Source organism: Streptomyces sp. NPDC059866 (assembly GCF_042731325.1).
GTDB classification, from domain to species: Bacteria; Actinomycetota; Actinomycetes; order Streptomycetales; family Streptomycetaceae; genus Streptomyces; species Streptomyces flavusporus.
On the sequence record NZ_JBHWJT010000002.1, the window covers coordinates 208,660 to 232,432 of the forward strand.

Annotated in this window: 17 protein-coding genes; 4 read left to right on the top strand and 13 right to left on the bottom strand. The window is 70.3% G+C overall.

What is annotated here, in order from left to right:
• Positions 1 to 9: 9 nt before the first annotated feature.
• Positions 10 to 1,140 (bottom strand): ADP-forming succinate--CoA ligase subunit beta, encoded by a 1,131-nt coding sequence (gene sucC / locus ACFV7R_RS03220; RefSeq protein WP_385259286.1) that lies wholly within the window; start codon positions 1,138 to 1,140, stop codon positions 10 to 12.
• Between the two features lie 142 nt (positions 1,141 to 1,282).
• On the opposite strand from sucC, the gene ACFV7R_RS03225 reads away from it, so the two are divergent.
• The 4 genes from ACFV7R_RS03225 (at position 1,283) to ACFV7R_RS03240 (ending at position 7,865) form a co-directional block, all read left to right on the top strand.
• On the top strand, positions 1,283 to 2,965 hold the full coding sequence (locus ACFV7R_RS03225) for a thiamine pyrophosphate-binding protein (protein ID WP_385259288.1): 1,683 nt from the start codon (positions 1,283 to 1,285) through the stop codon (positions 2,963 to 2,965).
• Positions 2,966 to 2,974: 9 nt separating this feature from the next.
• Positions 2,975 to 4,207, top strand: coding sequence for a formyl-CoA transferase (gene frc, locus ACFV7R_RS03230; RefSeq protein WP_385259289.1), 1,233 nt, complete (start codon positions 2,975 to 2,977; stop codon positions 4,205 to 4,207).
• A gap of 4 nt (positions 4,208 to 4,211) precedes the next feature.
• Positions 4,212 to 6,356, top strand: a complete 2,145-nt coding sequence (locus tag ACFV7R_RS03235; RefSeq protein ID WP_385259739.1) for an acetate--CoA ligase family protein — start codon at positions 4,212 to 4,214, stop codon at positions 6,354 to 6,356.
• Between the two features lie 123 nt (positions 6,357 to 6,479).
• Complete coding sequence (locus tag ACFV7R_RS03240) at positions 6,480 to 7,865, top strand: OFA family MFS transporter (RefSeq protein ID WP_385259292.1); 1,386 nt, start codon at positions 6,480 to 6,482, stop codon at positions 7,863 to 7,865.
• A 126-nt stretch (positions 7,866 to 7,991) separates the two neighbouring features.
• On the opposite strand, the gene ACFV7R_RS03245 is transcribed toward ACFV7R_RS03240, so the two are convergent.
• The 12 genes from ACFV7R_RS03245 to ACFV7R_RS03300 form a co-directional block, all read right to left on the bottom strand.
• Positions 7,992 to 9,032, bottom strand: a complete 1,041-nt coding sequence (locus tag ACFV7R_RS03245) for a sugar phosphate isomerase/epimerase family protein (RefSeq protein ID WP_385259294.1) — start codon at positions 9,030 to 9,032, stop codon at positions 7,992 to 7,994.
• Between the two features lie 60 nt (positions 9,033 to 9,092).
• Positions 9,093 to 10,475 (bottom strand): alkaline phosphatase family protein, encoded by a 1,383-nt coding sequence (locus ACFV7R_RS03250; protein WP_385259296.1) that lies wholly within the window; start codon positions 10,473 to 10,475, stop codon positions 9,093 to 9,095.
• A 2-nt stretch (positions 10,476 to 10,477) separates the two neighbouring features.
• Complete coding sequence (gene eboE, locus ACFV7R_RS03255; protein WP_385259298.1) at positions 10,478 to 11,635, bottom strand: metabolite traffic protein EboE; 1,158 nt, start codon at positions 11,633 to 11,635, stop codon at positions 10,478 to 10,480.
• Positions 11,636 to 11,638: 3 nt separating this feature from the next.
• Positions 11,639 to 12,487, bottom strand: a complete 849-nt coding sequence (locus ACFV7R_RS03260; protein WP_385259300.1) for a TatD family hydrolase — start codon at positions 12,485 to 12,487, stop codon at positions 11,639 to 11,641.
• Positions 12,487 to 13,245, bottom strand: coding sequence for an EboA domain-containing protein (locus tag ACFV7R_RS03265; RefSeq protein ID WP_385259302.1), 759 nt, complete (start codon positions 13,243 to 13,245; stop codon positions 12,487 to 12,489). Before ACFV7R_RS03265 ends, ACFV7R_RS03260 begins: the two co-directional genes overlap by 1 nt.
• Positions 13,242 to 14,300 (bottom strand): sugar phosphate isomerase/epimerase family protein, encoded by a 1,059-nt coding sequence (locus ACFV7R_RS03270; RefSeq protein WP_385259303.1) that lies wholly within the window; start codon positions 14,298 to 14,300, stop codon positions 13,242 to 13,244. The genes ACFV7R_RS03265 and ACFV7R_RS03270 overlap by 4 nt, the downstream gene beginning before the upstream one ends.
• Complete coding sequence (locus ACFV7R_RS03275; RefSeq protein WP_385259305.1) at positions 14,297 to 15,268, bottom strand: SCO3242 family prenyltransferase; 972 nt, start codon at positions 15,266 to 15,268, stop codon at positions 14,297 to 14,299. Before ACFV7R_RS03275 ends, ACFV7R_RS03270 begins: the two co-directional genes overlap by 4 nt.
• Positions 15,265 to 16,434 (bottom strand): inositol-3-phosphate synthase, encoded by a 1,170-nt coding sequence (locus ACFV7R_RS03280; RefSeq protein ID WP_385259307.1) that lies wholly within the window; start codon positions 16,432 to 16,434, stop codon positions 15,265 to 15,267. The genes ACFV7R_RS03275 and ACFV7R_RS03280 overlap by 4 nt, the downstream gene beginning before the upstream one ends.
• Positions 16,435 to 16,518: 84 nt before the next feature.
• Positions 16,519 to 20,241: a ThuA domain-containing protein gene (locus tag ACFV7R_RS03285; protein WP_385259309.1), complete on the bottom strand. Its 3,723-nt coding sequence runs from the start codon at positions 20,239 to 20,241 to the stop codon at positions 16,519 to 16,521.
• A 110-nt stretch (positions 20,242 to 20,351) separates the two neighbouring features.
• Positions 20,352 to 21,350 carry a sugar phosphate isomerase/epimerase family protein gene (locus tag ACFV7R_RS03290; protein ID WP_385259311.1) on the bottom strand — a complete coding sequence of 333 codons (999 nt, stop codon included), beginning with the start codon at positions 21,348 to 21,350 and terminating at the stop codon, positions 20,352 to 20,354.
• A gap of 18 nt (positions 21,351 to 21,368) precedes the next feature.
• Complete coding sequence (locus ACFV7R_RS03295) at positions 21,369 to 22,577, bottom strand: Gfo/Idh/MocA family protein (RefSeq protein WP_385259313.1); 1,209 nt, start codon at positions 22,575 to 22,577, stop codon at positions 21,369 to 21,371.
• Between the two features lie 142 nt (positions 22,578 to 22,719).
• On the bottom strand, positions 22,720 to 23,763 hold the full coding sequence (locus ACFV7R_RS03300; protein WP_385259315.1) for a substrate-binding domain-containing protein: 1,044 nt from the start codon (positions 23,761 to 23,763) through the stop codon (positions 22,720 to 22,722).
• Between the last annotated feature and the right edge of the window lie 10 nt (positions 23,764 to 23,773).

Below are 23,773 nucleotides of genomic sequence, written 5' to 3' on the forward strand. Positions count from 1 at the left end.
CCCGTCTCCTCAGGCTGCGTCGGCGAGTTGGGCGGCCTTGTGTGCGGCGCCGTCCATGGTGGTGGCCTGCTGGACCAGCGGATGCGCCCGTTCGTCGAGGATCACACGGCCGCGGGCGGCGTTGTTGCCGTCCAGGCGGACGACCAGTGGCTTGGTCAACCGGACCGTGTCCAGGGCCTGCACGATGCCGTCGGCGACCGCGTCGCAGGCGGTGATGCCGCCGAAGACGTTGACGAACACCGACTTCACGGCCGGGTCGGAGAGGATGACGGTCAGACCGTCGGCCATGATCTGGGCGGAGGCTCCGCCGCCGATGTCGAGGAAGTTGGCGGGGCGGGCGCCGCAGCCGGCGACCACGTCGAGGGTCGACATGACCAGTCCGGCGCCGTTGCCGATGATGCCGACCTCGCCGTCGAGCTTGACGTAGTTGAGGCCCTTCGCGGCGGCCACCGCCTCCAACGGATCGTCGTGCTCCGCCCCCTCGGCGCCCCACCGGGCCTGCCGGAAGCGGGCGTTGTCGTCCAGGGTGACCTTGCCGTCGAGAGCCAGGATCTGGCCCTGCCGGGTGCGCACGAGCGGGTTGACCTCGACGAGGAGGGCATCCTCGCGGATCAGCACCTCCCACAGCCGTACGAGCACGTCGACGGTCTGTGGCGGCAGTCCGGCCGCATCGGCGATCTCACCTGCCTTCGCCGAGGTGACGCCCTCGGCAGGGTCGATGTGCACGCGCGCCACGGCATCGGGCCGGGTGGCGGCGACCTCCTCGATGTCCATGCCGCCCTCCGCGGAGGCGATGGCGAGGAAGCCGCCCGCTGCCCGGTCGAGGACGTAGGAGACGTAGAACTCGGTCTCGATGTCGACGGGTTGGGCCAGCATGACCTTGCCGACCGTGTGGCCCTTGATGTCCATTCCGATGATCTGTCGCGCCGTCAGTTCCGCGGCGGCCGGGTCGGCGGCGAGCTTCACTCCGCCTGCCTTGCCCCGGCCACCCGTCTTGACCTGGGCCTTGACGACGACCCGGCCGCCGAGTCGGCGGGCGATCTCGCGTGCCTCCTTGGGCGAGTCGGTGACTTCGGCCCGCGGCACCAAGATGCCGTGTTCCTCGAAGAGTTCCCTTGCCTGGTGCTCGTACAGGTCCATCTCGGCTCCTGTCTGGAAAGTGCCGCACGCCCCCTGGACACCACCCACCGGATGCGGGATAACAAGCTTCATACAGTATTCGTCGACTGTATGCAATGTACTGCGAGAGCTGCCAACCCCTATGAAGGGACAGGACTTCGCCATGCCCGACGACACCCAGGACGTGATCTCCGGCGGTCACCTCGTCGCCAAGGCCCTCAAAGCCGAGGGGGTGGAGCGCATCTACACCCTGTGCGGCGGCCACATCATCGACATCTACGACGGCTGCGTCGACGAGGGCATCGAAGTCGTCGACGTCCGCCACGAGCAGGTCGCCGCACACGCCGCCGACGGTTACGCCCGCATCACCGGCAAGCCCGGCTGTGCGGTCGTCACCGCCGGCCCGGGGACGACCGACGCCGTCACCGGAGTCGCCAACGCCTTCCGTGCCGAGTCCCCGATGCTGCTGATCGGCGGTCAAGGGGCCCTCACCCAGCACAAGATGGGCTCCCTGCAGGACCTGCCGCACGTCGACATGATGACGCCGATCACCAAGTTCGCGGCGGCCGTTCCGGACACGGCGCGCGCGGCGGACATGGTGTCGATGGCGTTCCGCGAGTGCTACCACGGCGCGCCCGGCCCTTCCTTCCTGGAGATCCCGCGCGACGTCCTCGACGCCAAGGTGCCGGCGGACAAGGCGCGCGTACCGAAGCCGGGTGCGTACCGCGCCTCGACCCGTTCGGCCGGTGATCCGGAGGCGATCGAGAAGCTCGCCGACCTGCTGGTGCACGCCGAGAAGCCCGCGATCCTGCTGGGCAGCCAGGTGTGGACGACCCGCGGCACCGAGGCCGCCATCGAGCTGGTGCGCACGCTGAACGTCCCGGCGTACATGAACGGCGCCGGCCGCGGCACGCTGCCGCCCGGCGACCCGCACCACTTCCAGCTGTCCCGTCGGTACGCCTTCTCCAACGCCGACGTCATCGTCATCGTCGGCACGCCCTTCGACTTCCGCATGGGCTACGGCAAGCGGCTGTCGGCGAACGCGACCGTCGTGCAGATCGACCTCGACTACCGCACCGTCGGCAAGAACCGCGACATCGACCTCGGGATCGTCGGCGACGCGGGACTGGTGCTGAAGTCGGTGACCGAGGCGGCCTCCGGGCGCGTCAACGGGGGCGCGTCGAAGCGCAAGGAGTGGCTCGACGAGCTGCGCGCCGCCGAGCAGACCGCGCTGGAGAAGCGGCTGCCGCAGTTGCGCTCGGACGCCTCGCCGATCCATCCGTACCGCCTGGTCAGCGAGATCAACGACTTCCTCACCGAGGACTCGATCTACATCGGCGACGGCGGCGACATCGTCACCTTCTCCGGGCAGGTCGTGCAGCCCAAGTCGCCCGGGCACTGGATGGACCCGGGTCCGCTGGGCACGCTCGGCGTCGGCGTCCCGTTCGTGCTCGCGGCAAAGCAGGCGCGGCCCGACAAGGAGGTCGTCGCCCTCTTCGGCGACGGCGCCTTCTCCCTGACCGGCTGGGACTTCGAAACCCTCGTCCGCTACAACCTCCCCTTCGTCGGCATCGTCGGCAACAACTCCTCGATGAACCAGATCCGCTACGGCCAGGCCGCCAAGTACGGCAAGGAGCGCGAGCGGGTCGGCAACACCCTCGGCGACGTCCACTACGACAAGTTCGCGCAGATGCTGGGCGGTTACGGCGAGGAGGTCCGCGACCCCGCCGACATCGGCCCCGCGCTGCGGCGCGCCCGGGAGTCCGGGAAGCCGTCGCTGATCAACGTCTGGGTCGACCCGGACGCGTACGCCCCCGGAACCATGAACCAGACCATGTACAAGTGAGGTGATCCGGTGACCACCAAGGCCCTCGAAGGCATCCGCGTCCTGGACATGACCCACGTCCAGTCCGGGCCCTCCGCGACCCAGCTGCTCGCCTGGCTCGGCGCGGACGTCGTCAAGCTGGAGGCGCCGACCGGGGACATCACGCGCAAACAGCTGCGCGACCTCCCGGACGTCGACTCCCTCTACTTCACGATGCTCAACTGCAACAAGCGGAGCATCACCCTCAACACCAAGACCGAGCGCGGCAAGGAGCTGCTCACCGAGCTGATCCGGCGCTCCGACGTCATGGTCGAGAACTTCGGACCGGGCGCGGTCGACCGCATGGGCTTCACCTGGGACCGCATCCAGGAGATCAATCCACGGATCGTCTATGCCTCCATCAAGGGGTTCGGCGAAGGCCCGTACACCAACTTCAAGGCGTACGAGGTCGTCGCGCAGGCCATGGGCGGGTCGATGTCGACCACCGGTTTCGAGGACGGGCCGCCGCTGGCGACGGGGGCCCAGATCGGGGACTCGGGCACGGGCGTGCACGCCGTGGCGGGCATCCTCGCGGCGCTGTACCAGCGGGAGCGCACCGGGCGCGGGCAGCGGGTGAACGTGGCCATGCAGCACGCTGTGCTCAACCTCTGCCGGGTGAAGCTGCGCGACCAGCAGCGCCTGGCACACGGCCCGCTCGCTGAATATCCCAACGAGGACTTCGGCGACGAGGTTCCCAGGTCCGGGAACGCGTCCGGCGGCGGCCAGCCCGGCTGGGCGGTCAAGTGCGCGCCGGGCGGCCCGAACGACTACGTGTACGTCATCGTGCAGCCCGTCGGCTGGCAGCCCATCAGCGAACTGATCGGCCGGCCCGAACTGGCCGACGATCCGGAGTGGTCGACGCCGGAGGCCCGGCTGCCCAAGCTCAACAAGATGTTCCAGCTCATCGAGGAGTGGTCCTCGACCCTGCCCAAGTGGGAGGTGCTGGAGAAGCTCAACGCGCACAACATCCCGTGCGGGCCGATCCTGTCCACCAAGGAGATCATCGAGGACACCTCGCTGGTCGCGAACGAGATGGTCGTCCGCGTGCCGCACCCGGAACGCGGCGAGTTCGTGACCGTCGGCAGCCCGCTCAAGCTCTCCGACTCCCCGGTGGACGTGACCAGTTCACCCCTGCTCGGCGAGCACAACGAAGAGGTCTACGTCGGCGAGCTCGGCCTCGGCGACGAGGAGCTGCGCCTGCTCAAGTCGAACGGAGTGATCTGACGTGATGGCCGAAGACCGGGTGCTCAGGGTGCGCGCGCTCCTCGACGCCGTGCGCGCCGAGGGGCGCACGGCGCTGACCGCACCCGAGGGCAAGGTGATCGCCGACGCCTACGGGATCGCCGTACCGGGCGAGGAACTGGCAACCGACGTCGACGAGGCCGTGGCGTACGCGGCGCGGTTCGGCGGGCCGGTCGTGATGAAGATCGTCTCGCCGGACATCCTGCACAAGACCGACGCCGGCGGTGTGATCGTCGGCGTCGAGGGGGCCGGTGACGTACGGGCCGCGTTCCACACAATCATCGACAACGCGCGCGCGTACAACGCGGACGCCCGGATAGCGGGCGTGCAGGTACAGGAGCTGCTGCCGCAGGGACAGGAAGTCATCGTCGGCGCGGTGACGGACCCGACGTTCGGGAAGGTCGTGGCCTTCGGGCTCGGCGGAGTGCTGGTCGAGGTCCTCAAGGACGTCACGTTCCGGCTCGCGCCCGTGGACGCCGACGAGGCGCTCTCCATGCTGGACTCGATCCGGTCGGCGGAGATCCTGCGCGGGGTGCGCGGCGCGGCGGGCGTGGACCGGTGGGCGATCGCCGAGCAGATCCGCCGGGTCTCCCAACTCGTCACGGACTTCCCGGAGATCGCCGAGGTGGACCTCAACCCGGTGATCGCCACCCCCGAGGGAGCGGTCGCCGCGGACATCCGCGTGATCCTCTCCGAGACGCCCGCGAAGCAGCGCCGCCGTTACTCGCGCGACGAGATCCTCACCTCCATGCGCCGGTTGATGCAGCCACGCTCGGTCGCCGTGATCGGCGCCTCCAACGAGCAGGGCAAGATCGGCAACTCGGTGATGCGCAACCTCGTCGACGGCGGTTTCCCCGGAGAGATCCACCCGGTGAACCCCAAGGCCGATGACATTCTGGGCCGCAAGGCGTACAAGAGTGTCACGGACGTTCCCGGTGAGGTGGATGTGGCCGTGTTCGCCATTCCCGCCAAGTTCGTCGCCGCGGCGCTGGAGGAGGTGGGGCGCAAGGGGATACCCAACGCCGTGCTGATCCCCTCCGGGTTCGCGGAGACCGGCGAGCACGAACTCCAGGCCGAGATCGTCGAGATAGCGGAGCGGCACGGCGTCCGGCTGCTCGGCCCGAACATCTACGGCTACTACTCGACCTGGCAGGACCTGTGCGCCACGTTCTGCACGCCGTACGACGTCAAGGGCGGGGTGGCGCTCACCTCGCAGTCCGGTGGCATAGGGATGGCGATCCTGGGCTTCGCCCGGACCACGAAGACCGGCGTGTCGGCGATCGTCGGGCTGGGCAACAAGTCCGACCTGGACGAGGACGACCTGCTGACCTGGTTCGGCGAGGACCCGCACACCGAGTGCATCGCCATGCACCTGGAGGACCTCAAGGACGGCCGGGCGTTCGTGGAGGCCGCGCGGGAGACCGTGCCCAAGAAGCCGGTCGTGGTGCTGAAGGCGGGCCGTACGGCAGCGGGCGCGAAGGCCGCCGGCTCGCACACGGGGGCCCTCGCGGGCGACGACGCCGTGTACGACGACATCCTGCGGCAGGCCGGTGTCATCCGGGCGCCCGGGCTGAACGACATGCTGGAGTACGCGCGCGCGTTGCCCGTGCTTCCTACACCTCAGGGTGACAACGTCGTGATCATCACCGGGGCGGGCGGCAGCGGCGTACTGCTGTCGGACGCGGTGACCGACAACGGCCTGACCCTGATGGAGATCCCGCCGGACCTGGACGCGTCGTTCCGGAAGTTCATCCCGCCCTTCGGAGCCGCGGGCAACCCGGTGGACATCACCGGGGGCGAGCCTCCGTCGACGTACGAGGCGACGATCCGGCTGGGGCTGGAGGACCCGCGCATCCATGCGCTCGTCCTCGGCTACTGGCACACCATCGTCACCCCTCCCATGGTCTTCGCCGAGCTCACCGCGCGCGTGGTGGCCGAGTTCCGGGAGCGCGGGATCGAGAAGCCCGTGGTGGCGTCGCTCGCGGGCGACGTCGAGGTCGAGGAGGCGTGCCAGTACCTGTACGAACGGGGGGTCGTGGCGTACCCGTACACGACGGAGAAGCCGGTGGCGGTGCTGGGCGCGAAGTACCGGTGGGCGCGGGCGGCGGGCCTGTTGGGGGGCGGTTCATGACATGAGGTGAGGGGGAGCCGGCCGACGGTGCGCGTCGGCCGGCCCCGGGACCCGCGCGCGCACGAAAGGCATTGGACAGGGGGCGCTGGCCAGAACTTTCGAACGCTAGGGGTGCAACACGACATGACAACGACCGATCTGCCGACATCGGTGGCCTACCGTGAGGTGACCGACAGGAACGGACGCGTCTATCGGGTCGGCGAGTCCGACATCGACATCATGGGGCGCAAGCGCAAGTGGATGGTGATCCTGCCCTGGGTGGGCATGATGGGCATCTCCTCCGCGGAATACGCGTTCGCGTCCGCCGAAGAGACGATCCACCAGGCCCATCACTGGTCCGAGAACAGCATCTTCTGGATGCTGAGCGTCTGGGTGTTCTTCCAGGCCGCGGTGGCCTTCCCGGCGGGACGGCTGCGTGAGACCGGCAAACTGCCCGCGCGCTGGGCGATGATGCTGGGCGCGGCCGGCACGCTGATGGGCTATCTGTCACTGGCCTACGCACCGCACGTCATACTCGCCTTCGTCGGCTTCGGTATGTTCAGCGGTATGGGCGCGGGCATGGTGTACGCCACCTGCGTCAACATGGTCGGCAAGTGGTATCCGGAGCGAAAGGGCGGCAAGACGGGCTTCGTCAACGGCGGCTTCGCCTACGGCTCGGTGCCCTTCGTCTTCCTGTTCAGCACGGTGATGGACATCTCCAACTTCAAAGTCATTCTGGTCACCGTCGGCTGCTTCCTCGCGCTGATGGTCGCCGTGGCCGGCTTCTTCTTCCAGGACCCGCCGAAGAACTGGTGGCCTCCCCACATCGACCCGCTCAACCCGCCGGACGATCCTCGCGCACGCCGTTCCCTGGAGAAGAACCCGCCGGCCGTCCACCAGTACAGCCCCTCGGAGGCCTGGAAGACCGGCCGTGTGGCGCTCATGTGGTTCTGTCTCGCCTGCACCTCGGGCGTGAACATCTTCGGTATCGCCTTCCAGGTCGAGATCGGCGAGCACGCGGGATTCGCGGCCGGAATCGTGGCCACCGCCATGTCACTCAAGGCGATCGTCAACGGCACCGGACGCGGCGTCATCGGCTGGCTCTCCGACCTGTACGGCCGCAAGCAGTGCCTGCTGTACGTCTGTGTCATTCTGGGCCTCGCCCAGTTCGGCATCATCTGGTCGGCCGAGATCAAGAACCTGCCACTGTTCCTGTTCTTCTCCGCGGTCTCCGGCTTCGGTGGCGGCGCCATCTTCCCGATGTTCGCGGCGATGACGGCGGACTACTTCGGGGAGAACAACAACGCGACCAACTACGGCATGGTGTACAGCTCCAAGCTGGTCTCCGGCCTCGGCTCCGGCATGGGAGCCGTCGTCGTGACGGCCTGGGGCCTCAACGGCGCCTTCATCCTGGCCGGCTCCATCTCGTTCTTCGCCGGCTTCGTGGCGCTGTTCCTCAGCCCGCCGGGACGGCCCAAGAACAAGCGCATCACCCCCAACCCGCAACCCCTGGGCGAGGAGACGGCCTGACCTGGCGGCGGCCCCCGTCGCGGGGCACGACCCACCGTCACACCCCGACGCCGCACACCGTCCCCCACCATGACCTGAAGGCCCTCCCCGCGAGCGGGGAGGGCCTCCTTGTGTCCGTACCGTCCGTCAGCACTTCTCCCGCAGCGAGTGCAGGTGCTCGCTGGACCGCCGGGCGAACGTGAACGACTCGGTCGGGTTGTCGTGCTCGGCCTGCCAGTGGTGGGCGAAGCGCTGTCCGCGCAGCCGGGTGACGGCGGAGATGAACCGCTGGTAGTCGATGTCTCCGTCGCCCACGTCGGTCATGCGGTAGCCGTACTGGGTCGAGGGGTCGTTCACGCCGTCCTTGACGTGGAAGAGCGGGTAGCGGTCGGGCTGCTTCAGCACGTAGTCGAGGGGTTCGAAGGGCGCGGGGGTGCCGTCGGGCCGCTTCGAGAAGCGGAACTGGCCGGAGTACGCCCAGAAGATGTCCATCTCCAGGTAGACGAGGTCGGGGTCGGTCTCGGCGAGCAGCACGTCGTAGAGGCGGACGTTCGGCTGGTCCGAGGCGAAGGAGAACTCCTCGGAGTGGTTGTGCTGGTAGAACTTCATGCCGCGGGCCCGCGCCGCCGCACCGTAGGTGTTGAAGTCCTCGGCGGCCCGCTTCCATGCGTCGACGGTGGAGCCGTAGCGGAAGGGGCCGGAGGCCGTGCCGATGTGCTTCAGGCCGAGTGCCTCTGCGTCGTCGAGGACCTTGGTGAGGTTCTGGGCGAAGGTGTACGCGTTCGGGTCGTTGGAGTAGTAGCCGACGTGGCTGCCGATCGGGTTCAGGCCGTGGTTCCTGGCCAGCCGCTTGAGCTGCGCGAGCGTGATCGGGCCCGCCGAGCCCTGCGTGTATCCGGCGAACTCGACCTCGTCGTAGCCGTACCGCTCCAGCTCGGCGAAGACGGCGGCGAAGCCCAGAGTGGAGACCTTGTCGCGGAGGCTGTAGAGCTGAATGCCGAGGCGGCCGGGGGGCAGAACGGGGCGACCGCGGCCCCGGGTGCCGCTCGCGGACTCGGTGGCGGCCGCTGCAGGGGACGCTGCGGCGCCCAGCAGGGCGGCGGCGGTGGCGCCTGCCGCCACGCCGAGCATGCCTCGTCTGGTGAGGCGGTGGGTGAGTTCGGGATCGGGCTGGGAGATGCGGCTCATGCCTGGAACTCCTCGATGTCGGAGGGCGTTGTCAGTGGTGAGTGCTTCACTTGTGACCAGTCAGCACAGACCGGCCAGTTGGAGCAGTAGTGACTTCACGTCGGTGGCCGCGACGCGGTCGCCGACAGCGCGGGGGGTGGAGCAGATGAGGAGCGGACCGTCGTCATCGCTCGTGGGAAGGCGGCCGTGGCTGCCGCGAATAGGTGAGGGATCCAGCGGCACGACCGCCATGCGGTAGCGCATGCCGAGCTTCTTGCGGGCCAGTGCGGTGGCCGCCTTGACCTTGACGTAGGGGTCGAGGGGATCCATGAAGAGTTCGACCGGGTCGTAGCCGGGTTTGCGGTGGATCTCGACGAGTCGCGCGAAGTCGGGCGCGCGGGCGTCGTCGAGCCAGTAGTAGTACGTGAACCAGGCGTCCGGCTCCGCAACGGCGACCAGTTCGCCGGAGCGGGGATGGTCGAACTGGTGGGCCTTCTTGCCCTCGTCGTCGAGGAGTTGCTCGATGCCGGGCAGTCCGTCCAGCGCGGCCCGGGCCGCGTCCAGGTCCTCGGGGCGGCGTACGTAGACGTGGGCGATCTGGTGGTCGGCGACGGCGAAGGCACGGGACGCCATCGGGTCCAGGTACTCCATGCCGTCCTGCGTGTGCACCTCCAGCAGACCCGCGCGGCGCAGAGCGCGGTTGATGTCGACGGGCCTGTTCGCGCGGGTGATGCCGTATTCGGACAGTACGACGACGGTACGGCCCTCGGCGCGGGCGTCGTCCAAAAGCGGGGCGACGGCTCTGTCCAGGTCGGCGGCGGCCTTCAGGGACCGCGGGTCGTCAGGGCCGAAGCGCTGCAGGTCGTAGTCGAGGTGGGGGAGGTAGCAGAGCGTCAGGTCGGGGTGCCGGGTGCGCAGGATGTGGCGGGTCGCGTCGATGATCCAGCGGCTGGAGACCAGGTTCGCGCCGGGCCCCCAGAAGTGGAAGAGCGGGAAGGTGCCGAATTTATCGGTGAGTTCGTCGTGGAGGGCCGCGGGCCGGGTGTAGCAGTCGGGTTCCTTGCGGCCGTCGGCATGGTAGATCGGACGGGGGGTGACGGTGATGTCGGTGTCTGCGCCCATGGCGTACCACCAGCAGATATTGGCGACCGTGTAACCGGGGTGCACGCGGCGTGCGGCGTCCCAGATCTTGTCTCCGGCGACCAGGCCGTTGTGCTGGCGCCACAGCAGGACGTCGCCGAGTTCGCGGAAGTACCAGCCGTTGCCGACGATGCCGTGCTCCGAGGGCATCGTGCCGGTCAGGAACGTGGACTGGGCGGCGCAGGTGACGGCGGGCAGGACGGTGCCGAGCGGGGCGCGGGAGCCGGACCGGCCGAGGGCCTTGAGGTGCGGCATGTGGTCGAGGAGACGGGGGGTGAGGCCGACGACATCGAGGACGAGGAGTGGGGTGGGGTCAGGGCTCATGCTCAGGGGAGCTCCTTCAGTCCGAGGTCCGTCAACAGGTCGCGGGCCAGGGTGAGTTCGGCGGCGATGCCGTCGGCCAGCTGGGCCCGGGCCCGGGGCCGCTGCTCCGGCGGGAGGGCCTGCCAGGTGTAGGTCTCGACCTCGAGATGGCGGGTGAGCGGGCGCGGACCGCCGACGAGCCCGGCCAGCGCCGTCTTCAGGACGTCGAGCGTGGAGGTGAGCGGGGCGGCGGGCGCCGCGTGCAGCGGGACGTGGAAGTGGGCGCGCCAGGGAGCGCCGTCGGGGAGGACCTCGCCCTTCAGGGCCTCGCCGAGATCGTCCGTGCCTCGCAGGCCCGCGGCGGTGGCGGTACGGGTCTGGTGCAGGAAGCGGGGCTCGTCGAACGCGGCAAGGGCCTCGCGTACTTCGGGGAGATGGGGGTGTTGGGCGTGCAGGGCGGCAGAGAGCTGGGTTTTGACGATGGGGACGCCGGCTCGGATGAGGGCGTCCAGAGCGGTGCCGGGGTCTTCGAAGGAGGTGGCGAGGTGGCAGGTGTCGACGCAGATACCGATACGGTCGTGGGCGATGGCGGTCAGCGGGGCTATGGCGTCGCCGGTGGTCTCTATGAGGCATCCGGGTTCCGGTTCCAGACCGACGCGGATGGACCGTCCGGTCAGTTCCCGCAGTGCGTCGAGGCGTTCACCGAGGGTACGCAGGGCGGAGTGGGCCGACTCGGCCCGCCGGGTGCGCCAGGCGAGCGGGAGGGTGGAGATGCTGCCCTCTGTGACGTCGTCGGGGAGCAGGCCGGCGAGCAGCCGGGCCAGGGCCGTGGTGTGGTCGAGGCGTTCGGGGTCGGTCCAGTCCGGCTTGTAGACGCGGTACTTGACCTCTTCGGCACCGAAGCCCTCGTAGGGGAAGCCGTTGAGGGTGACGACTTCCAGGCCGCGCCGGTCCAGGTCGGTGCGCAGGGCGCGCAGCGCGGACGGGTCGGTGACCAGGGCGTGGGCGGCGTCCTTGGCGAGCCACAGGCCGATGCCGAGGCGGTCGCGGCCGAGGCGGCGGCGGACGGGTTCGCAGTGGTCGCGGAGCTGGGAGAGGACGCCGTCGAGGGTTTCGGCGGGGTGGACGTTGGTGCAGTAGGCGAGGTGGACCGTGGAGCCGTCGGGGTGGCGGAAGCGCATCCTTCACTCCCCTCCGCGCAGGATGGAGTTGCCCTCATGGGTGACATCGGTCGCGGCCACGTCCAGATGCAGACGGCCGCTGAGTCCGTAGAAGGCGATGGGGTTGCGCCACAGCACCTGGTCGACGTCGTCCTCCGTGAAGCCCTCGGCCAGCATCAGATCGCCGACCTTGCGGGTCTTCAGGGGATCGCTGCGGCCCCAGTCGGCGGCCGAGTTCACCAGGACCTGCTCGAGGCCGTAGGCACGGAGGATGGCGACCATCCGCTCCTCGTCCATCTTGGTGTCCGGATAGACGGAGAAGCCCAGCCAGCAGCCACTGTCCCTGGCCTCCTTGACGGTGGTCTCGTTGAGGTGGTCGAGCAGGACCCGGTCCGGGGACAACGCCGACTCCCGGACGACGTCGAGGGTGCGGCGCAGCCCGGCGAGCTTGTCGCGATGCGGGGTGTGCACGAGCGCGGGCAGCTCGTGGTCGGCGGCGAGCTGGAGCTGGGCGGCGAGCGCGGTGTCCTCGGCGGGGGTCATCGAGTCGTAGCCGATCTCGCCGACGGCCACGACCTGGTCCTTGACGAGATACCGGGGCAGTTCGTCGAGGACGGGGACACAGCGCGGGTCGTTCGCCTCCTTGGGATTCAGGGCGATCGTGCAGTGGTGGGCGATGCCGTACTGGGCGGCGCGGAAGGGCTCCCAGCCCAGGAGGGAGTCGAAGTAGTCGAGGAAGGTGGCGGGCGAGGTGCGGGGCTGGCCGAGCCAGAAGGAGGGCTCGACGAGCGCGCGGACGCCCGCGGCATACATGGCCTGGTAGTCGTCGGTGGTCCTGGACGTCATGTGGATGTGGGGGTCGAAGATGCGCATCAGGACTCCTTGCCGTGGGGGGTGTCCGAGCCGTGCGCCGGCGGCGCGGACTCGGTCAGGGCCAGGACGCGGTGCAGGTCCTCCGGTACGGGACGGCCCGCTGCGGTGCGTTCGGCGGCGTAGTCGCCGAGCATGCGGGCAAGTTCGGCGTCGGCGCCTGCGCGGCGTTCCAGGTCGGCCAGCTCGTCGATGGGCACCCCGGTGAAGAGGCACTTCAGCACGGCGTGCCGCCAGTTGTGCGGGTCGAGGTGCCGGGCCGCGTAGGGGCCGACGGCGGCGGCGAGGAGGCGGGTGTCATTGGTCCGCAGGGCGTCCTCGATCAGCGGGAGAGCGTCCGGGCCGGGCACGAGGTGGGGCAGTGCGTGCAGGACGGCGCGGCGTTCCGCGGCGGTGCCCTGGCGGTAGACGCGGGTGAGTGCGGCCGGGTCGGCTCGGGCGGCGTGCAGGATCAGGACGCGGGCGGCGTCGGCGTGCTCGTCGCCGCAGCGGCGGCCCGCCTCGGCAAGGCGTAGTTCCCAGACGGAGATCGGGCCGTGCGTGCCGGGGTGTGCGGCGGCCTCGGTGAGGGCTCGCTCGAGCCAGGCACGGGCGGATGCGGAGAGGTGGGTGCTGAGCTGGGTGTGGAGGGTTTCGGGAGGGGTGCGGGCGGGGGTGGTGCGTGTGAAGGCTGTCGTGCCGGCGGCGTCGGGGCCGGTGGCGGGGGTGGTGTCCTTGGTTCTCGCCGCCGGGGTGGCCGGGGTGGCGTGGTGGCGTGTCATGGGGTGCTCCCTTGTGGGGTGGCGGAGGGCTCGCCGGGCGGTGCGACGGGCGCAGTGGGGGGTGGGACCGGCCCGTTGGGTGGCGTGGTGTTCGGCGGCGTGGCGTCGGGGTGTGCGGTGGAGGACGACATGGCCTGCGGGGCAGCCGTGCCGGGCCGGGCCGACGCTGCGTTGCGGAGGAACGGGAGGGAGCGTTCGGCGAAGTGGGGGCCCGCGTGGGAGTGGCGGGGCAGTTCGACGACCGTCAGGCCCTGATAGCCGGTTGCGGCGAGGGCTTCGAGGACGGGCGGGAAGTCGATGTCCCCGTCCCCGAAAGGAAGGTGTTCATGGATACCGCGGCGCATGTCCTCGATCTGGACGTGCCGCAGCCAGGGGGCCGCCGCGCGGACGCAGTCGGCCGGAGAAAGGGGCTCGAGGCACTGGCAGTGGCCGATGTCGAGGGTGAGGCCGAGAGCGGCAGGCTCGCCCAGCAGCCGACGGAGGCGGTGGAAGTCGGCGAGGGTGGCGAGGAGGTGGCCCGGTTCGGGCTCGACGGCGAGCGGGATGCCGGCGGCGGTTGCGGCGTCCAGTACGGGGGCGAGGCTCTCGGCGAGGCGTTTCCACGCCGTGTCCTCGTCCGTGCCGACCGGGACGGTTCCGCTGAAGCAGTGCACGGCGTGGGCGTCGAGGTCGGCGGCGACCCGGACGGCGCGGAGCAGCAGGTCGACCCGGCGGGCCCGGTCGTCGGGGTCGGGGTCCAGCAGGGAGGGGCCGTGTTTGCGGCGCGGGTCGAGCACATAGCGGGCGCCCGTTTCCACGGTGGCGGTCAGCCCGAGCGTGCCGAGGCGCTGCGCGACTCGGCGGGTGCGGGAGGCCAGGTCGGGGGCGAGCGGGTCGAGGTGCATGTGGTCGAGGGTCAGCCCGACGCCGTCGTAGCCGAGGTCGGCCAGCAGGGTGAGGGCGTCGTCGAGACGGAGGTCGGCCAGGCCGTTGGTGCCGTAGCCGAAGCGGAGGGGGTGATGCGAGGGGATGGGTTTCCTGCGGTCCGGAGCCGACGGGGAAGGGTTGAGACTCATGTGACGCTCACCTTCCTCGCGTACTTCCGGCCGATCGGGGCCAGTGCGGCGATGACGACGGCGGTGAGACCGGCTCCGGCGCGGGCGGAGAGGGCGGCCTGGAGAGGGATGGTGGCGCAGATGCCGCCGCCGACGGCTCGTTGGGTGAGCGGGGGTGAGGGGTTGAGGGCGGCATGGGTGTAGGGGCGGGCGGCGGTCGCGGCGTAGGCGACGGCGAGGGCGGTACGCAGGGCGCCGTCGGCCGAGGGTCGCACGGGGGCGGCAGCGCGGCCGGTCGCGTCCGGTTGGCCTGTCGGGAGGGGGGAGGGGTGTGTCACCAGGCGAGTGAGGAGGGCCGTCGTGGCGAGCGCCGCCAGGGGTGGCAGGGTCGAGCCGCCCTGCGTCTCCCGGCGGGACACGGTGGTGACCGCGAGGATGTGGGTGCCGAGGAGTGCGGCGGACGGGAGCGCCTGGCGGGTACGTCCGGTCGTGGCTGCGGCTCCGAGGAGGAGGTCGAGACCACGGGCGGCGGCCATGGCGACCGGGCCGGCCGGAGTGTGCTTCAGGGCGAGGTCGTAGGCCCAGACGGTGGCCGCGAGGGGCGTGGCGACGGTGAGGGCGGGCCAGCCGGCGCGGGCCGCGAGGGCCAGTCCGGCGGCGGTGAGGGCACAGGCCGCCGTGAGGGCGGAGGCCGGGCGGATGCGGCCGGAGGGGAGGGGACGGTGCGGGCGTTCGGCGGCGTCCTCCTCACGGTCCGCCCAGTCGTTGAGAGCCATTCCCGCCTCGTAGAGACAGACGGAGGAGCCGATGGCGAGCAGGGTGCGGGAGTTGGGGCGCACGCCGGTCGCGGCCGCACCGGTGAGCGCGTCGCCGGGGACGGTGAACAGGGCGGGGAGGCGGAGCAGTTCTGCCCAGGCGCGTCGACGCGTCGCTCGCCGAGCCGCCTCTCTCCCGTCGACGTCCTCTCCCCCCACACGCCGGCGGCTCACGACCGCTCTCCCGACGCCGCGTCACCGGTGTGCTCCCTCGCCCCCGGCCCCCGCAGCCGCTCTCCGAATGCAACCAGCGCCGTGTACTGCTCCCCCAATGCGGCGGGCCCGGCCCCCACCGGGTCCTTGAAGAAGAAGCCCAGGTCGGTCAGTGGGCCGGAGAGGCCGGTCTCGTGGGCGCGGGCGGTCAGGCGGGCCAGGTCCAGGACGAGGGGGGCCGCGAGGGCGGAATCGCAGCCCTGCCAGATGGTCTGGAGGATCATGCGGGTGCCGAGGAAACCGTCGAAGGCGATGTGGTCCCAGGCGGTCTTCCAGTCGCCGAGCGCGGGGACGTCGTCGATGTGGACCTCGCCCTCGGGAACGGTGCCGAGGGTGTCGGCGAGGACGCGTTCCTTGCCGGCGTTCTTCGCCGCTGCGGCGGCCGGGTCGGCGAGGGCCGCGCCGTCGCCGCCGCCGAGCAGGTTGGTGCCGGACCAGGCCCGTACGTTCAGCGCCCGCTGCGCGAACATCGGGCCCAGCACGGCCCGCAGCAGCGTCTGTCCGGTCTTGCCGTCCCGGCCGGCGTACGGCAGGCCACTCCGCTCGGCCGCACGGGCGGCGACGGGGTGATGCATGCCCTCGGAGGGGGTGAAGTTGACGTAGGGGCAGCCCGCGCGCAGGGCCGCCAGCGCGTACAGGGTGCTGGCCGGCAGCGGGGCGTCGGGCCCCTGGGAGGCGGGTTCGGTGGAGGCGACGTTCACCACCACGGTCCGCTCCAGTTCATGGCGGTGCACGAAGTCGCGTATGTCGTCGGCGAAGGCCGTGATCAGTTCGGCCTCGCTCCTGGCATCCCCCGGCGTGGGGCCGCCGGGCCTGATCTCCCGGTCGGCGGCGGCGAGTTCGGCGGCGACGGCGGTGGCGACGCCCGGTGGGAGGACGCCGCCGGCGGTCAGGGTCTCGGCGCGTTTGGGCAGTGGGCAGTCGATGGTGTCATGGCCGCCGAAGACGAGGTCGGACAGCGCGGGCAGGCCGCTGTCGGTGAACGCCGGCGTCTCGGTCACCATGCCGGTGGGCGGGTGCAGTCCCGCGCTGACGGCGGCGTGCCCCGTGACGACGGTGGTGGCGACGGAGCCTCGGGCTCCGATCAGCCACACCCCCACACGCGGTCGGGAGAGGGACGCGGACATGGGCAGCCTCCTGATCGTGCGCGAACCCCGGTGGGAGGGACGGAGACGGCGGGCGGGGGTCCGGCGTCCCCCGCCCGCCGCCGTTCAGTCGCCCGTGACGGGCAGTTCCTTCAACTGGATGTTGCGGAAGGAGACCTGGTCGTCGGCGCCGTGGTTCTGCAGGCCGACGTAACCGTCGGTCAGGCTCCGCTGGGGGTCCTTGTTGGTGAAGTCGTTGATCTTGACTCCGTTGAGGAACACCTGGAGGCGTTCCCCCTGGACCTTGATCTCGTAGGAGTTCCACTGGCCGGGCGGCCGCAGGACCTGGTCACGGGCCTTGATGTTCGCCGACTTGAACGAGTAGACGGAGCCCGTGGTGCGGTCCGGCGCGTCCGTGGCGTCGATCTGGATCTCGTAGCCCTTGTTCACCGCGGACCAGGGGTCGTCGGAGGCCGGAAAGCCCACGAAGATCCCGGAGTTGTCGTCGCCCTGCATCTTCCAGTCGAGCTTGAGGGAGTACGACTTCAGCTCCTTGGCCTGGTACCAGAGCAGACCCATGCCGCCCTCGGACTCCATGGTGCCGTTGACGACGTTGAACTTGCCGGGGCCGGCCTGCTTCCAGCCGTCCAGGGTCTGGCCGTTGAAGATCTTCCGATAGCCCGTGCTCGGCTTGCAGTCGGCCTTCACCTGGCCGGTGGCGTACTGCAGGCCGCCTAGCAGGTGGGCCCGGAAGGCCTCCTCGGCGTAGGACTCCTTGGTGTGGCCGCCGCCGGTGTAGAAGGAGCGGCCGCCGCCGTAGCTCTGGCACCAGGCGATCGGGTGGTCGCCCTTCATGGTGCCGCCCTGGTAGGTCGTCTCGTCCAGGGTGGCGAGGACCTTGGCCTGCTCACGCGGGTTGGTGCGGTAGTTGTACCACTCGTCGGTGCGCTCCCAGGCGTCGCCGAGGTGGGCGGTGGACGGGTGGTCGTGGTCCTCGACGCGCACGGTGGCCTTCTGGATGGCCGGGTGCGAGGCGAAGTAGGCGCCGACGAGGCCGCCGTAGAACTCCCACTCGTACTCCGTGTCGGCGGCGGCGTGGATGCCCATGTAGCCGCCGCCGTTCGCGACGTAGTTCTCGAACGCCTTCTGCTGCTCGGCGTTGAGGACGTCACCGGTGGTGGACAGGAAGGCCACGGCGTCGTACTTGGCGAGGTTGGCCGTGGTGAACTGCCGGGCCTCCTCGGTCGCGTCGACGGTGATGCCGGCCGGGGCGCCGAGCTCCTTCAGGGCGGCGATGCCGGCCGGGATGGAGTCGTGGCGGAAACCGGCGGTCTTGGAGAAGACCAGGACCTTCTTGCCGCCCGTGAACGGCTCGGTGGAGAACTCGAAGTCGTCCACGTCGTACAGCGCGCCCTCGCCGCCCTTGAAGACCAGGTAGATCTCCGTGGTGCTCTTGGGCAGGGCCCGCAGCGGCACGTCGACGTTCTGGAAGGTCTCCCAGCTGCCGGTCGGCGGGATGTACGCCGAGCCGTGCAGCGGCCCGTCGGGCGAGCCGGTGCGCAGCTCGATGAAGCCGCCCGCGCCGCCGGAGGAGGCCCGCACGGTCATCTTCTTCTGCCCGTCGAACCGGTAGGGGCTGAAGGAGATCCAGTCGCCGTCGTCGATGTTGCCCACGGTCTTGCCGCCGTTGGCGCCGGTCTTGTCGATGACCGAGACGCCCTGCTGCTTCGAGAAGTGCTCACCCTGGCGGTGCAGCGGCTGGAGCACGGTGCGGGCGGTGCCGGTCAGGGCCTCCTGGCCGTTCGCCCCGCCGTCGGTGTAGCCGGCGCCGACGACGCCGTAGATGTTGGCGTTGGGGTCGTGTCCACCGTCACCGGCGGGCGGCTTCAGGGTGCCCTCGCAGCCCGTCTCGCTGGTCAGCTCGTGGGCGTGGGAGTCGTGACCGAGGCTGTAGACGACCTTGACCTTGGAGCAGTCGATCGTCTCCTCGGGGTCGGTGACGGTCACCTTGAACGGGACGGGCTTGCCGAACTCGGCCAGGCTGCCGTTGCCCGGGACGTCGATCTTCACCTTGGGTTCGGTGTTGCCGACCACGATCCGGGCGCTGGCGTTACCGGTGTTGCCCTCGGGGTCCTTCGCGGTGAAGGTCGCGGTGTAGGTGCCGACCTTCTTGTACCTGTGGGTGGGGTTGAGGCCCTCGCCCTTGGTGCCGTCGCCGAAGTCCCAGCTGTAGGTGAGGTCGGGCGAGTCGGCATCCTTTGCGGAGCCGGTGAAGGCGACCTTCAGGCCGGCCGCGCCGGATGTCCTGTCCGCGCTCACCTCGGCGATCGGGGAGAAGCCGTCCTCGGCGTTCTCGATCCGGTACAGCGCGGAGTTCTCGTCGCCCTGGAACCACGAGACGCCGTAGTCGAGGACGTAGAGCGCGCCGTCGGGGCCGAACTCCATGTCCATGATCTGGGTGCCGGTCCACGGGAAGTCGTTGATCTTCGCGACGGAGCCGTCCTCGTTCTGCTCGATCCGCTTGATCCAGCGGCGGCCGAACTCACCCGCGAAGAAGTCGCCGTCGTACGCCTCAGGGAACTTCACCTTGGAGTCCAGGTCGGCGTCGTAGCGGTAGACCGGGCCGGCCATCGGGGACTCGGAGCCGGAGCCGAACTCGGGCACGGAACCGCCGTCGTACGGAATCCAGGCGGCCTGGGCGGGCGGCAGGTCGGTGAGGCCGGTGTTGTACGGCGAGGTGTTCTTCGGCGCGTTGCAGTCGAACTTCTCGCCGGACTCCTTGGTGGCGAAGTCGTAGTCGAGGTAGGCGTCGTTGTTGCCCGTGCAGAACGGCCAGCCGAAGTTGGCGGCCTTGGTGACCTTGGCGAACTCGACCTGTCCTGCCGGCCCCCGCTTCGGGTCGGCTGCGCCGGCGTCGGGCCCGTAGTCACCCACGTACACGGTGCCGGTGGGCTTGTCGACGCTCATCCGGAACGGGTTGCGGAAGCCCATCGCGTAGATCTCGGGACGGGTCTTCTCCGTGCCCGGGGCGAAGAGGTTGCCCTCCGGGACGGTGTACGAGCCGTCCTCGGCGACCTTGATACGGAGGATCTTGCCGCGCAGGTCGTTGGTGTTGCCGGAGCTGCGGCGGGCGTCGAAGGCGGGGTTGCGGCCCTCGCGGTCGTCGATCGGCGTGTAGCCGTCGGAGGCGAAGGGGTTGGTGTCGTCACCGGTCGACAGGTAGAGGTTGCCCTGCGCGTCGAAGTCGATGTCGCCGCCGACGTGGCAGCACAGGCCGCGGGACGCCGCGACGTCCAGGACCTTCTTCTCGCTGGCCATGTCCAGCGTGCCGTTGGGGTTCAGGACGAAGCGGGAGAGGCGGTTGACGCCGTCGAACTTCTTGAAGTCCTCGGCGGTGCCGGTCTCCGGGGCGTCCCCGGTGGGGGTGTCGAGCGGCGGGGCGTAGTAGAGGTAGATCGCCCGGTTGTTCTTGAAGTCCGGGTCGACGCCGACGCCCTGCAGGCCCTCCTCGTCATGGGTGTAGACGGGGATCTTGCCGGCGATCTTGGTGACGCCGCCCTGGTCGGTGAGGCGCAGCGTGCCGTCGCGCGAGGTGTGCAGGACGCTGCGGTCCGGGAGCACGGCGAGCGACATCGGCTCGCCCGTCTCGGGTTCGCCCTTGGCGAGCGGCACCTGCTGGAACTGCCCCTCGGCGGCGGCCGGTTCGTCGTGTTCCGGGTGGCCGGGGTGGGCGCCGGCGACGGTCGCCGGGGCACCCACGGCCAGGAGCAGGCCGGTGAACAGGGCGAGGCTGGTGCGAAGCCTGGGACGCCTCGGGGTGCGGGTGCTTCTGAGTCTGGTTCTGTGCACGAAGTCCCTCCGGGAACGGGGTGGGCCGTACGGGATGGGTGCGAAGACGTGCGGTGCGGGCGCCGGGGTGCGCCGTCACCCCGGAGACGTGAAAGGGAGTTCGGAGAGCGTCAGTTGCCGAACGCCGCGTCGAAGGACGCGCTCGGCGGTTCGAAGTCGAACGCCTTGAGGCGGGTCAGCGCCTCGGGGGCGCCCTGGAGCCGGTCCATGCCGGCGTCCTCCCACTCGACCGAGATGGGGCCCTGGTAGTCGATGGAGCGCAGCATCCGGAAGACGTCCTCCCAGGGGACGTCGCCGTGTCCGGCGGACACGAAGTCCCAGCCGCGGCGCGGGTCGCCCCACGGCAGGTGGGAGCCGAGCCGGCCGTTGCGCCCGTCGAGGCGCTTGCGGGCCTCCTTGCAGTCGACGTGGTAGATCCGGTCGCGGAAGTCCCACAGGAAGCCGACCGGGTCGAGGTCCTGCCAGACGAAGTGCGAGGGGTCGAAGTTCAGCCCGAAGGCGGGACGGTGGCCGACCGCCTCCAGCGCCCGCTGCGTCGTCCAGTAGTCGTACGCGATCTCGCTGGGGTGCACCTCGTGGGCGAACCGCACGCCCTCGGCGTCGAAGACGTCCAGGATCGGGTTCCAGCGCTCGGCGAAGTCCTCGTAGCCGCGTTCGATCATCGACTCGGGGGCGGGCGGGAACATCGCGACCAGGTGCCAGATGGCGGAGCCGGTGAAACCGATGACGGTGTCGACGCCGAACGCGGCCGCGGCGCGCGCGGTGTCGGCGATCTCGGCGGCGGCCCGCTGCCGTACGCCCTCGGCGTCGCCGTCGCCCCAGATACGGGCGGGCAGGATGGCCTGGTGGCGTTCGTCGATGATGGCGTCGCAGACGGCCTGGCCGACCAGGTGGTTGGAGATGGCCCAGCATTTCAGGCCGTACTTGTCCAGCAGCGCATGCCGGGAATCGAGGTACGCGGGGTCGGCCAGCGCCTTGTCGACCTCGAAGTGGTCGCCCCAGCAGGCGAGTTCCAGTCCGTCGTAGCCGAAGTCACGGGCGAGGCGGCAGACCTCCTCGAGCGGCAGGTCGGCCCACTGGCCGGTGAAGAGCGTGAAGGTGCGGGGCATGTCAGGGGCTCCTCGATATCAGACCGCTATCGGTGTGTAGACGGAGTTCTTCTGGGCGCTCTCCTCCACCGCCGCGAGGACGCGCTGCACCTGGAGCCCGTCGGCGAAGGAGGGTTCGGGCCGGCGGCCCTCGGCGACGGCGTGGACCAGGTCGCGGGCCTGGTGGACGAAGCTGTGCTCGTAGCCGAGGCCGTGGCCCGGCGGCCACCAGGCCTCCAGGTAGGGGTGGTCGGGCTCGGTGACGAGGATGCGGCGGAAGCCGGCGTGGGCGTCGGGTTCGGTACCGTCGTGGTACCAGAGCTCGTTGAGCCGCTCCAGGTCGAAGGCCAACGAGCCGCGTTCGCCGTTGAGTTCGATGCGCAGGGCGTTCTTACGGCCGGTGGCGTACCGGGTGGCCTCGAAGGAGGCGAGCGCGCCGGAGGCGAAGCGGGCGGTGAACACGGCGGCGTCGTCGACGGTCACCTGTCCGGTACCGGCGGCCGTGACCGCGGACAGGCCTCGCGCGGAGCCGCCCGGCAGCGGGCGCTCCCGCACGAACGTCTCGGTGAGCGCGGAGACGCCGGCCAGTTGCTCGCCCGCCAGGTACTGCGCCAGGTCGACGATGTGCGCCCCGAGGTCGCCGAGCGAGCCGGAGCCGGCCAGTTCCTTGCGCAGCCGCCAGGTCAGCGGGGCCTGCGGGTCGACCAGCCAGTCCTGGAGGTACGTCACGCGGACGTGCCGCAGGGTGCCGATCCGGCCCTCGGCGACCATCCGGCGGGCCAGCGCGGTGGCCGGCAGGCGGCGGTAGTTGAAGCCGACCATCGCCAACTGGCCGCGCTCGTACGCAGCTTCGGCGGCGGCCGCCATCGCCTCGGCCTCCTCGACGGTGTTCGCGAGGGGCTTCTCGCACAGGACGTGCTTGCCGGCGGCGAGCGCGGCCAGGGCGATCTCGGCGTGGCTGTCGCCGGGGGTGCAGATGTCGACCAGGTCGACGTCGTCGCGGGCGATCAGGGCACGCCACTCGGTCTCGGCCGCCGCCCAGCCGTGCCGGTCGGCCGCCGCACGCACGGCGGTCGCGTCCCGCCCGCAGATCGCGGCCAGCACCGGGCGCCGGGGCAGGTCGAAGACGCGGCCCACGGTGCGCCAGCCCTGGGAGTGGGCGGCGCCCATGAAGGCGTAGCCGACCATGCCGATGCGCAGCGGAGGCTTCTCGGACTCGGCCCCTTCGGACGTTTGCGGCTGTGCCATACGGATGTCCTCCTCGTCGTCGTGGCGCGGTGGGGGGTGGGGGCCCGGCCTCAGGGCCTGTCTTCCGGGCCGGCCCGGGGTCGCGGGGTCCGGGCCGGAAGACATGCCCTCGATGTCCGGTCGGGCCGTCGAGCAGGGCGCCTCACTGGAAGCCGGTGGACATGTACTGGTCGACGTTGGTCTTGTCGACCACGGCCGAGTAGAGGGTGATCGACGCCGGGATCTCGTACTCGGCGAGGCCGCCGACGCCCTTGCCCTGGCCGAGGGCGCGGGCCAGGTCGATCGCGGAGGCCGCCATGGTGGGCGGGTAGAGGACGGTCGCCTTCAGGACGCCGTTGTCCTGCTCGATGGCCTGGAAGGCGGAGAGCGCGCCCGCGCCGCCCACCATCAGGAAGTCGTCACGGCCGGCCTGCTCGATGGCGCGCAGCGCGCCCACGCCCTGGTCGTCGTCGTGGTTCCACAGGGCGTCGAACTTCGACTGCGCCTGGAGGAGCTGGGCCATCTTGGCCTGCCCGGACTCCACGGTGAACTCGGCGGCCTGGCGGGCCACTTTGCGGATGTTGGGGTAGTTCTTCAGCGCGTCGTCGAAGCCCTTGGTGCGCTGCTGGGTCAGTTCCAGGTTGTCCAGCCCCGCCAGTTCGATGACCCGGGCGTTGGACTTGCCCTTGAGCTTCTCGCCGATGTAGTGGCCGGCGTTGAGGCCCATGCCGTAGTTGTCGCCGCCGATCCAGCAGCGGTACGCCTGCGGGGTGTTGAAGATCCGGTCCAGGTTGACCACCGGGATCCCGGCCCGCATCGCCTTGAGCCCGACCTGGGTGAGCGCCTTGCCGTCGGCGGGCAGCACGACCAGGACGTCGACCTTCTTGTTGATCAGCGTTTCGATCTGGCCGATCTGCGCGGCCGTGTCGTTGGAGCCCTCGGTGATCTCCAGGGTCACGTCCTCGTACTTCTCGGCGCGGCTCTTGGCGTTGTCGTTGATGGCGTTGAGCCAGCCGTGGTCGGCCTGCGGGCCGGCGAATCCGATGGTGACCTGCTTGCCCGGCTGGTCGTCGGCGGCCGGCTGGTTGCTGTCGGCAGCCTCACCCTTCTCCTTGGGCTCGTTACTCGTGCAACCGGCGAGGAGGGCACCGGCCGAGACGGCGGCGGTCCCGAAGAGCAGTCCTCTGCGTGTGGGGAGCTGTGACATGGCGGTGAAC